The organism is Polynucleobacter sp. JS-Fieb-80-E5, assembly GCF_018882015.1.
Taxonomy (GTDB): Bacteria; Pseudomonadota; Gammaproteobacteria; order Burkholderiales; family Burkholderiaceae; genus Polynucleobacter.
Window position 1 is genome coordinate 357,323 of sequence record NZ_JACVPH010000002.1, and the last position, 9,765, is coordinate 367,087.

The window sequence follows — 9,765 nt, forward strand, 5'->3', positions numbered from 1 at the left end:
AATGAAAAAAGAGAGCTAGAAGCTCTCTTTTTGAATTCTTGGTGGCCCGGGGCGGAATCGAACCAGGGCCGAGGATGCCTTACTCTGTGGGAGCCAATTCTGCTCCAGCTGGTCTTTTGTAGCGGTTGTAAGACCACATATATTGATGTGGCTTAGAAAGTATCATCTCTTCAAAATAGTGGTTCATTTCTGTACAGGCATCGACTAGACAATCAGGAAATGCCTCGTTCATCAATTGGCTCTTAATGAGCCAGCCCTTTCCTAATCCTAGTCTTTCTGCTCCAACAAAAAGGATTGCTACATTTACTTGGCGAGCTAATTTAATTGGAAATGAGGTTGTATAAGCATACTGATTAAAAAATTTAGCCCACACTCCATCGCCAATGCTAGGCACCTGATCTGCCAATAGGCCAACTACCTCACCTTTTATTAAAGCTCGTTTAATCTGACGAACCCCGCCAAGATTTGCTTCAACAAATTCAATCTCGGTATGTTTTCTTGATTTAAGCATAAGCTCATTAACCCATCTTTTTCGGGCTGGCCTATACATTACTGTTGCTCTTGTATGTTCAGCAAAAATACGAGGCACTATTTCAAAGCCTCCTAAATGTGAAGCAAGAACAATTAAACCTTTGCCATTCTTGGATAGCTCAATAACTTGATCTAAATGTTCTATGCTTACTTTCGTAATGGAAGATTTAGGATGTCTCCAAATCCATAATGTGTCAGCAAACATCATTCCAGATTCGGCGGCCACCCTCCACGGGGTTGATTTGAATCCTGAATAATGGGCTGCGCTCAGATGATTTTTATATAAGCGTCGTCGGTACCTAGAAGAAAATAAGTAAACCAATACACCTGTGCCAGCGCCAATGATTTGAATGGCTGCCAATGGAAGTGAGCTAAAGAGCCGCAATATGAAATACAACATCGGCCATTCTAGACGCTATTGATGAAAAAACCACCCGAAGGTGGTTTTGGTCTTTCTTGGTGGCCCGGGGCGGAATCGAACCAGGGCCCAGGATGCTAGATCCTAGCGCTTGAGTCTTTCGTTACTTGGAAATAGATTCTTTCGAGAATCTTCGTCTACCTCAGTTTTAAAGGTATGTATAGTCTTAATCGCCTCCACAGCCTGAGCACTTGGCTTGGCATTGATTTCATCTAACAGACGCTTAACACTAGGCAACTTTTCCCATGCCCCTTCTCCAAGTACAAAAGGAATGACTCTAGCCCAGCCCCATACAGACATATCAACAATGCTGTATTCACTAAGCATATAAGGCTGTTTGGATAGATGCTCTTCAATTAACAACCAGTGACGCCATGCTTCAAAGTCATAACGATTAACGGCATATTCTTTTGGCTCTGGAGCAAAGTGTTTGAAGTGAACGGCCTGTCCACAATATGGGCCAATGCCTGTAGCCACAAACATAAGCCATGAATACAGCCCAGCATGTGCCTTTGGAGTATTTTCTGGCATGAATTTGCCAATCTTTTCACCCAAGTAAAGCATGATGGCATTGCTATCAAACACCTTAATGTCACCATCAACTAAAGCGGGCGTCTTTCCATTAGGATTAATTGCTCTAAATTCTGGTTTGTGTTGATCACCCTTGCGCGTATCAGTCACAATAATTTCATAGGGGGTATTAGTCTCTTCTAAATACAGAGCCACTTTCGCTGGATTGGGTGAGGGGTGATAGTAGAGCTTTAGCATTTTTTATTCCTAGAAATGGATCTTTTTAATCATACCCACAAATGAAAAAACCACCCGAAGGTGGTTTTGGTGTTTCTTGGTGGCCCGGGGCGGGATCGACCAGGGCAGAGGATGCCTATCCAGGCTAACTATTCTTGAATGCTTTTTCTAAACAAGTAGAGAGCGTATCGTAGTATTTTCTAGCCTTAACAGTTGGCATCACCGCTTTCTTACGAGCGTCATTTTTATCTTCAATCAACTGAACATAGCCCATCGCAACGAGATTCTTTAGGCGTCCATGTAATGTAGCTTGAGAGCCAAGATGGTCTAGATGAATTAAATCACCCACCAATAATTCCTCTCCTTGAGCATATCCAAGGCTGACATAGTTAAGAATCTGCTCTTCAGTGCTATCTAGCTTCTTACCTGGATTCATCCGATCTAGGCTATCTAAGAACTGTAAAAATCGAATGTAACTGGAAGATTTTATAAGTTTCATAATTATCATAATACCCCCCGCAGGGTAAACACCAGTATTCTAGGCATTAATAAAATTCATAATCGTTAAATGCTTAGCTATAGGGCTTCTAGCCAATATTTCTTTGAAGTAGCCCTTAGTGTCACCCTGTATCTGGGGTTCTTTTACTTGAATCAATTCATTACCGTGCCACTGGAAGATGCTAAGGGGGTTAATTGGATTTTTCTACCTGCGGGAATTCGCATCTTTCTCACGCTGATATTTGATTACTCAGGGGCTGTAGGTTTAGTCATTGCCTCTTTATTGATTAACTACATTGGGTTTTATGAACTAGATCTCATATCGACACTAGGAATAGCCCTCATCTGTGGGGTGGCCCCACTGCTCGGCAGACATTTTGTAATTCACAATTTAAAAGTTCAGGCCGACTTAAGCAACATTTCAGTGAAGCATCTATTAATGATCATCATTGCTTATTCATTGCTAAGTTCAGGCCTACATCAAATTTGGTTTGTAAGTAGGGGCTTAGATTCTGGGAGTTGGAATCATTTCAAAGCAATGTTCTGTGGGGATGTAGCAGGATCAATCCTATTTGTAGCAGTCATCAAATATGGGATTGATTTGGTTAAAGGAAGATTGGGCAGAAATAACTTGATTGAGTAATGTCGTTTAAAACGACATTGACTGACACGGGGATGAATAATTGATTTGTCTTTTAAAAGGACATTTCATTAACCCGATACCCCAGTCTAGAACCAGAGTGGCTGAATCCTAATTGACGGATTAAATCTATGGGATTTGACCGACTACGCTGGGCGCAAGGTCTAAGCGCCATTGAGGACTTCTAATAAAAATAGCCCAACAAGTGGGCTATTGAGATTCTTGGTGGCCCGGGGCGGAATCGACCAGGGCCCAGGATGCCTGACTCTGGCTCGCCCTCAAAAGTTAATTTACCTCTAGCTCTTTTAATTGCGAGGTTTCATGAGAATATTTCAAAAAATTTTCTCGATGTCTCCTATAAAATAAAAGCCCCTCCTTGAGGCTGGCTACTGTAGCGCCCTGTTGGAGCATCTTATCCCAAAGATTCCAATCTTCTTGGGGGTGGACTCCATGCTCATATCTCTTTTTGTATCCAATTTTTTGTCCAAGAGCTGTGCGATACATCATTGATCCATGATGCTGATCCTGACGATTCCAATACAAATCACCCTGATGAGGAAATGCCTGAATAGGCAATCGCATGAGGATGTCTTCCTTTAATTCACCAGTAACAATAACGTCATAAGTAACAATATCGGCACTGGTCTTGGATAACAACTCAATCGCGTCTGAACGCAACCAATTATCAGCCCCTATAAATAGAACATATTCAGTATCTACTCTGGATAGAATGTCTTGAAAGTTATCTACAACCCCTAGATTCTCCTCTCTCAATACATATTCGATATCAGGATATAAGCTTGGCAGATGGTTGCAGTCTAAACCGCCATCATCAACAAATAAAATTCTTGTAGGCGATATGGTTTGGGAAAGCAGGGACTCGATGCAATGGGCGGCAAGGTGTCCGTATCGATAGGAGGCAATAACTACAGTGATCATATTGAGTCGCATTAGAGCATGAAACTATGACATTGATAGTCATAAACTCAGCATGCACAAAAGAAAATAGCCCAACAAGTGGGCTATTGAGATTCTTGGTGGCCCGGGGCGGAATCGAACCACCGACACAAGGATTTTCAATCCTCTGCTCTACCGACTGAGCTACCAGGCCATTTAGACTGTCAATTATAGCTAAAAGTATTGGCACGTTGCAAAAAAACACAGAAACGCTATTCATTTTGTATAACTCAGCCTTTCTTTCCGCTTAAACGCTAGCTCTACAGTGCGTTAAGCTGGCAAATAATTCTGCCGAAACTTTTCGTTTGTACCGCGCCGACATGAAAATTAATTGCGAAAACAGGTTGCCCATGTACGCAGGACGAATTTACGCTAGTGTTTTTCTACGTAAGCAATGCCCAAAACTCTACGCAACATAAACACGTTTAGCCCAGACGAAATTGCTAAAGCCAAGCAAATAATACAACTGGCTGAAAACAACTTACAACAGCTAAGCCTTGTGACGAATGGCACTGGGCAACCCGCAACCGTCTATTTAAGGGACGGTGAGGTAGTACTTTATAAGCGTGAAAGAAGTGACGTTTGGCAAGCCCGTTTTAAGCTGTACGACAAACGCTGGCATTGCGTTTCTACAAAGCATTACAACCTTCAGTATGCAAGTCGTGCGGCATGTGAAATATATGACGAGGCACGTTTTAGAGAGCGAGTTGGGCTTAGTTACACGCGACGACGTTTTGAGTCAGTAGCGCAAGCAACGATTAAAGAGCTAGAAGCAGAAATTGTTGCAGGCATTAAGCCAATGACTAACAGTGACTACATACGTGTCATTAACAAATACTTCATTCCGTTTTTTGGTAAAAGATATTTAGAGAATATTAGTGCCGAGCACATGCGTGAATATGAAGTTTGGCGGAATGCTTTAATGAAACGTGTTCCGCTTGGCAGTACTTTAGCGACTCACTCTAGTGCTTACAACAGAATTATTGGCACTTCCATACAGCGCGGCTGGATAAGCGCACAAGTTCCTCTTGCACATATGAGTCGCCGTGGCGCAAAAGGTAAGACACGCCCAGCGTTTAGTAGACAAGAAATTGAATATTTGTTTGAGTATTTAGAGGACTACAGCCTAGGCGGACACTCCAAGCTAGCAAAAGAAATGCGCCTATTGAGTCGTGACTATATAGAGTTGCTTGTAGGCACTGGTATGCGTAGTGGGAAAGAAAGCCAAAAAATTAAATGGAAGCACATTGAGTGGTACGTTGACGCAAACACTGGCAAGCGTTACTTGCGTATATGGGTTACTGGCAAAACTGGCGCAAGGTACTTAATAGCTAAAAACAAAGCTGAGGAAGCATTACACAGACTTGTAAGTAGAGAACCTATGTTTGTAGGAAAGTCATTAGACGAGATATTGTCGGAAAAGCACGACATTCCTGTCTTTAAGTTGCCCGACGGCACACAGCCCAAGAGCTTTCACACTACATTCAAATGGCTAATGAAAGCTAGTGGACTATTGCTTGACACGGCTACTGGGCAAAATCGTACTTTATATAGTTTGCGCCATACTTATGCAACCTTAGCTATGACTGACGGACATACTGATATTCATACGTTAGCAAAGCAAATGGGCACTAGCGTAGGTATGATAGAAAGGCATTACAGCAAATTAACTGCAACTATGGCGGCAGAAAAACTAGCTTAATTTAAACGAAGCGTACATTTAATTGACGCTTTAGGCACTTCAAAACTAAGCACAGTTATAAAGTCTAAGTACGGCGGAATACCAGAGGCAGAGAAGGCGCTAGGAGACGTAGGCGAAATTAATAAAGTATTCGTAGACTTTCAACGCCACCTTTACTCTAAGCAGGTAGCTTAGCTAATATTGGCTACTACCTCACCAGTGTAGCTAGGAATTAATTCATATTGCTTCCCCAGCGTTAAATGTGTCCATGTAGTCTTTGGTTTTTTGCCATGCCACAAACAAATAACCTCAACAGTTAATTCACCCTTCTTAATGCGGAATGGCATTTCTGTGTCAGCAATTTCAAATACGCCACTAACTTTTGCTTTTCTAATATGCGCCTTTGTTACCTCTATAGCTAACTTACCTTTAACTTTTCTTATTTCATTTATCGCGGCTTTAGCATTTGTATTGGGAGCCCCTTCCCAATGTGTACTTTTCTTAACAGCCATATAAGTTCTCCATTAATTCTGTAAGGTTCATTAATGGTACTACATAAAAAAAGCCTACCGCAATGGGTAGGCTAATTAATTTAAGTAATTTGTATTAGCTTTCGCTTAACTCCTTACAGTTATGGCATATATAAAGACTACTAAGCACTGAAAGTATTGCCCTGTATTTGTCTCCAGCCATTCTAGGCATGCTGTCCCTATAACTACTATGCCCATTAACATAGCTAAGCCCAAAGCAATAAAGCTCATAGTCCAACTCTAGAATACGAGTTAATTTTTCTACGTCAATTTCAATTTTGTCATTTAAGTAGTTAACTAACTCGTCAAATAGTAGAAAATTACTTGCTTCATTGCTTTCTTCTGTCGTTACGCACAAGTCTTTTTCTAATGAGGCGTGGACATACTCAGTTGCATATGTTTTAGCTTCCACAATTAGCTTTTTGGCAAACTCGTTGCTAATGTCGTTTCTAGCCGCTTTATGAATACTATTTTTATAACTGTCAGCCACATATTCTCTATAGCCCATATCAATTCCTTTCTATTCATCTTTTTCATATTGAGTGCCGCCATTAGACAAGTGCCATTCTCTAAACAACCTGTCAATTTCTTGGTAGTAGCGCCTGTTGTCGGGTTTTTCGTCATATACAGCCTCTAATGTTTCTAGTAGCGCCGCGTCACTAATGTCTACCCCCTCTTTCTCCATAATGTTTTTGGCAAATGGGAAAAACACTTCGGGAGTACAGGCTGGAACTTCTAGTTCCTCACAGCGACTACGTATACCCTTGTCAATTCTTGCTACTTCATTAGTGGTAATAATTGTTAAGTCAACGCCCTTGTAGTTATCTATAGCTGTGCGGAATGAGTTTCTTCCCCCAATACAAGCATTCATTTCTTCAATGACGTAATAGCTATACCGCTGTCCATTAGTTGTAAAAAGGTTGTCAAACTGCTTGTTTCTTGTAAACAGCTTGTCTACCTCTCTGTCTGTATTCAATTCATAAGGTTGAATATATGTTGCAACTACCTTGTCCATTCCCTCAATTGCTTTTGGAATTAGTTTGGCAATTAGCGACTTTCCAGTACCATTCCTGCCACAAAGAATTAATGGACGAGTCACTTCTCCACTTGCATAGGCAGTGACAACATTTTTAACATTTGTGTTTGGGAAAATAATGTCGCCAATTTGCTTCGGCGCATACTTTCTTTCAGAGTCAATAAATTTATTAATAAACATATGCTTTCCTTGTTTAAGTTTGTAATAGATAGTGAAAGGGGCGAGCCCCTTTCAAATAGTTAAGCCATTTCTACTTGCTTAACTGACATGCTTGAGACAGCCTTCGCTGTAGCAACGTCCTTCTTACTAGCTTTGCCAGCGTCTTTTGCTGTAGCCCTTTTTTCAATTAAGTCTTTAGCCAACTCTTTAATTGCCGAGTTTTCTAATGCCTTCGTTGTTTTAGGTATTACTCGCAGTAACTCCAGCTTGTCTTTAGCTGTTTGTCTAGCTATTACATATACAAAGTCGCAACCGTCGCTGAAATAGACGCTTGAGTCAGTCATATGTACTACTTCCTCTGCTTCCATTGTTTGTAAAGTGGCAGTCATTTCAGCCGTAGCCTCTTTAATTGCCAACTCTTTTTGTACGGTTTCTATTTTTTTGACAAAGTTTTTCTTACACTCCTCAACGCCGCCCTTGCTTTCAATAAATTCAGAAAATTTATTAAGCGGAGTATTGGCTTGAATTGCCGCCATTAAAGTGCGTGTGTAGTTATAGGCACGCTTTCTGTCGCTATTAAATACGTAGCGGACAAATACAGTTAGTGCTGGCGAATTACTTTGTACCCTTACATTACGCTTGGAAAGTCCAGCCTTCATTTCTTTCACTGTCTCTTTCAAGCAGGCTAAGTCTTTGCTAGCATTTGTAAACAAGTCATATACCTCACTTAAAATGCCATAAAGCTCTTTATTGCTTCGCGCCAAAGTTTCTGTTTCAAACTTTTCCCGTGCCTTAACTAGCTCGTTGGCACGTTTAATAACAGCCGTAGTTGAAGGCGCAACTGCTTTAGCTTCTGTTGCTTTAGTTGTTGCAGAAATAGTTACTTTTGTGTTGTCTAGCATGTGTTTTTCCTAATAAGTTAGTTAAATGAGAAATAGCTAACAGCTTGTGAAAAACGTCGCACTTATGCGGCAAATACCGTCCGTAACGGTTTATGGGTAATGCTCAAATTGTTTAGAATGAATTAACGTTGTTTCGCTAGTCCATATATGTATTATACGCTATAAGTCCTTGTTTTCAAAGGAAAAAAGTCGATTATCAAGTGTTTCCACTGCCTGTAAAAATGGAGTTTTGCTAGTTATGGCTACAAAGAAAAAGTACAAAAAGTCGGACGGCAAAGAGGCTTATAGGCTTTGGTATGAATTTTTAAAACGTGCGCTTGCTGACAAGAAAGTTAGAGTTAATAAGGCTTTCTATAAAGAATGGGGCGACGTTGAAAACACACACTTCAGAATATTTTGGGAAAGAATGGGAGACAAGCTATTAGCTAGTCCACATGTTGAATTGGCAAGTAAACAAAGTGTCAAAAGCAATGTTGCCGTAAGTGTGCCAATGTCATTAACGCCTACACAGGCGGCAAATGAATTAAGGGAGCTACTAATACAGCACTATGAAGACATTCAGTACACGCCAAAACTTGAAAGAAGTTTTGCGCTAGCTGAAGGTAGTGAAATGAAAGTCTCTACTTACCGAGCTTATTTGCGTACCTATGATATTTGGCAAAAACTAATAGCCAATGGCAATAAAGGGGCTAGTGGTAAAGAGTTATTAAAAGAAGTGAGGCTTTTCTACTTGGCACGCACTGAGAAGTATGGAAGGACAAATAGAAAAGTTGAGGGCATACCAGCCACCCTACTTAATGGAATGACTACAAACCCATTGACTGGCAAACAAGTCAATTACAGTGGCGAGGAAAAAGAGGCTATACGTGCTATTAAGCGTTATTTAGATATGGCAAACAAAACCATTGCCAACGTTGCTATTGGCAAGTTTCCTAATTAACCAATTCAACAGCCGCCTTCAGTTGTGTTGGGCTTGAGTACAGATAGGCGGCAGTGGTACTAATATTTCTATGTCCCGCGAGAGACTTAAGAATATGAATTGCCGTCCCTCTATTTGCCAAACCTGTCAAAAAGCTACGTCTTCCACTATGACTACTTGCTCCTTCTAAACCAACCTTGCGGTATAGAAAGAAAAAGTGTTGCGTAAGAGTGTTGGCACTAAAGCCTTCACGTTTCTGTGTATAAAATAAAGGCTTGGTAACGTCTTTAACTTTTAAGCACTTTATATACTGCGCCAGCTCTTTTTGCATTTTCTCATTTAAATAAACAGTCCTTGCATAGCTTCCTTTTGTTTGGCTTGCCATTAAACGTATTTCTTCTTTAATAGTGCCGTCATTGTTTAATACATTGTTAATACGTAATGCGGCGACTTCGCCCACTCTCATTCCAGCGTAATGCGTTAAAAGCAGTGAGGCGCGGTTACGTGCGCTGTGCCTGCGTGTAGCAACGTAGTCCAGTACGCGGCGTAATTCAGTTGGGTTTAAAACTCTTGCTTGTGACATAGCTCTCTCCTAAAAGTAATAAATACAGAGCTACAGTTGTAGTATCCCCCGTCAATCCGACATTCCTAAAGTGTTGTTTTCTGCCTGTGCTCGATAGTCTCTAGGCGATATTCTGCCAAGAGAGCTGTGCGGTCTTTCTTCGTTGTAAATCGTGATCCAGTTTT

13 protein-coding genes and 1 tRNA gene are annotated in these 9,765 nt (G+C 41.0%); 3 read left to right on the top strand and 11 right to left on the bottom strand.

The annotated features are described in order from the left end of the window. Positions 1 to 79: 79 nt before the first annotated feature. The 3 genes from ICN44_RS04850 to ICN44_RS04860 form a co-directional block, all read right to left on the bottom strand. A complete protein-coding gene (locus tag ICN44_RS04850) occupies positions 80 to 931 on the bottom strand; it encodes a hypothetical protein (protein WP_255537414.1) in 852 nt (283 codons plus the stop codon). A 102-nt stretch (positions 932 to 1,033) separates the two neighbouring features. Next, positions 1,034 to 1,717, bottom strand: a complete 684-nt coding sequence (locus tag ICN44_RS04855) for a glutathione S-transferase family protein (protein ID WP_216262940.1) — start codon at positions 1,715 to 1,717, stop codon at positions 1,034 to 1,036. Between the two features lie 124 nt (positions 1,718 to 1,841). Further along, entirely contained in the window at positions 1,842 to 2,195 is a 354-nt protein-coding gene (locus ICN44_RS04860) for a helix-turn-helix domain-containing protein (protein WP_215305576.1), read from the bottom strand. Positions 2,196 to 2,264: 69 nt separating this feature from the next. On the opposite strand from ICN44_RS04860, the gene ICN44_RS04865 reads away from it, so the two are divergent. After that, the gene (locus tag ICN44_RS04865) at positions 2,265 to 2,837 is read left to right on the top strand and encodes a hypothetical protein (protein WP_255537415.1); all 573 of its coding nucleotides are present in this window, start codon (positions 2,265 to 2,267) and stop codon (positions 2,835 to 2,837) included. A 282-nt stretch (positions 2,838 to 3,119) separates the two neighbouring features. On the opposite strand, the gene ICN44_RS04870 is transcribed toward ICN44_RS04865, so the two are convergent. Then, the gene (locus ICN44_RS04870; RefSeq protein ID WP_216262941.1) at positions 3,120 to 3,785 is read right to left on the bottom strand and encodes a glycosyltransferase family 2 protein; all 666 of its coding nucleotides are present in this window, start codon (positions 3,783 to 3,785) and stop codon (positions 3,120 to 3,122) included. A gap of 84 nt (positions 3,786 to 3,869) precedes the next feature. Next, a tRNA-Phe gene (locus ICN44_RS04875) sits at positions 3,870 to 3,945 on the bottom strand. A gap of 240 nt (positions 3,946 to 4,185) precedes the next feature. On the opposite strand from ICN44_RS04875, the gene xerC reads away from it, so the two are divergent. Then, entirely contained in the window at positions 4,186 to 5,493 is a 1,308-nt protein-coding gene (gene xerC / locus ICN44_RS04880) for a tyrosine recombinase XerC (RefSeq protein ID WP_255537416.1), read from the top strand. 170 nt (positions 5,494 to 5,663) lie between these two features. Here xerC and ICN44_RS04885 read toward each other — a convergent pair whose 3' ends face one another. The 4 genes from ICN44_RS04885 to ICN44_RS04900 form a co-directional block, all read right to left on the bottom strand. Then, positions 5,664 to 5,984 carry a hypothetical protein gene (locus ICN44_RS04885; protein WP_215363821.1) on the bottom strand — a complete coding sequence of 107 codons (321 nt, stop codon included), beginning with the start codon at positions 5,982 to 5,984 and terminating at the stop codon, positions 5,664 to 5,666. 94 nt (positions 5,985 to 6,078) lie between these two features. Continuing rightward, complete coding sequence (locus ICN44_RS04890) at positions 6,079 to 6,510, bottom strand: hypothetical protein (protein ID WP_215363824.1); 432 nt, start codon at positions 6,508 to 6,510, stop codon at positions 6,079 to 6,081. A 12-nt stretch (positions 6,511 to 6,522) separates the two neighbouring features. Beyond that, positions 6,523 to 7,218 (bottom strand): AAA family ATPase, encoded by a 696-nt coding sequence (locus tag ICN44_RS04895; protein ID WP_215363845.1) that lies wholly within the window; start codon positions 7,216 to 7,218, stop codon positions 6,523 to 6,525. Positions 7,219 to 7,277: 59 nt separating this feature from the next. Next, the gene (locus ICN44_RS04900; protein WP_215363848.1) at positions 7,278 to 8,099 is read right to left on the bottom strand and encodes a hypothetical protein; all 822 of its coding nucleotides are present in this window, start codon (positions 8,097 to 8,099) and stop codon (positions 7,278 to 7,280) included. A gap of 238 nt (positions 8,100 to 8,337) precedes the next feature. On the opposite strand from ICN44_RS04900, the gene ICN44_RS04905 reads away from it, so the two are divergent. Beyond that, positions 8,338 to 9,039 carry a hypothetical protein gene (locus ICN44_RS04905; RefSeq protein ID WP_215363857.1) on the top strand — a complete coding sequence of 234 codons (702 nt, stop codon included), beginning with the start codon at positions 8,338 to 8,340 and terminating at the stop codon, positions 9,037 to 9,039. On the opposite strand, the gene ICN44_RS04910 is transcribed toward ICN44_RS04905, so the two are convergent. Both ICN44_RS04910 and ICN44_RS04915 read right to left on the bottom strand, forming a co-directional pair. Continuing rightward, positions 9,032 to 9,601: a site-specific integrase gene (locus tag ICN44_RS04910; protein WP_216262942.1), complete on the bottom strand. Its 570-nt coding sequence runs from the start codon at positions 9,599 to 9,601 to the stop codon at positions 9,032 to 9,034. The genes ICN44_RS04905 and ICN44_RS04910 overlap by 8 nt on opposite strands. A 51-nt stretch (positions 9,602 to 9,652) precedes the next feature. After that, positions 9,653 to 9,765 (bottom strand): integrase core domain-containing protein (locus ICN44_RS04915; RefSeq protein ID WP_216262962.1); only part of this gene is annotated, 113 nt, incomplete at its 5' end.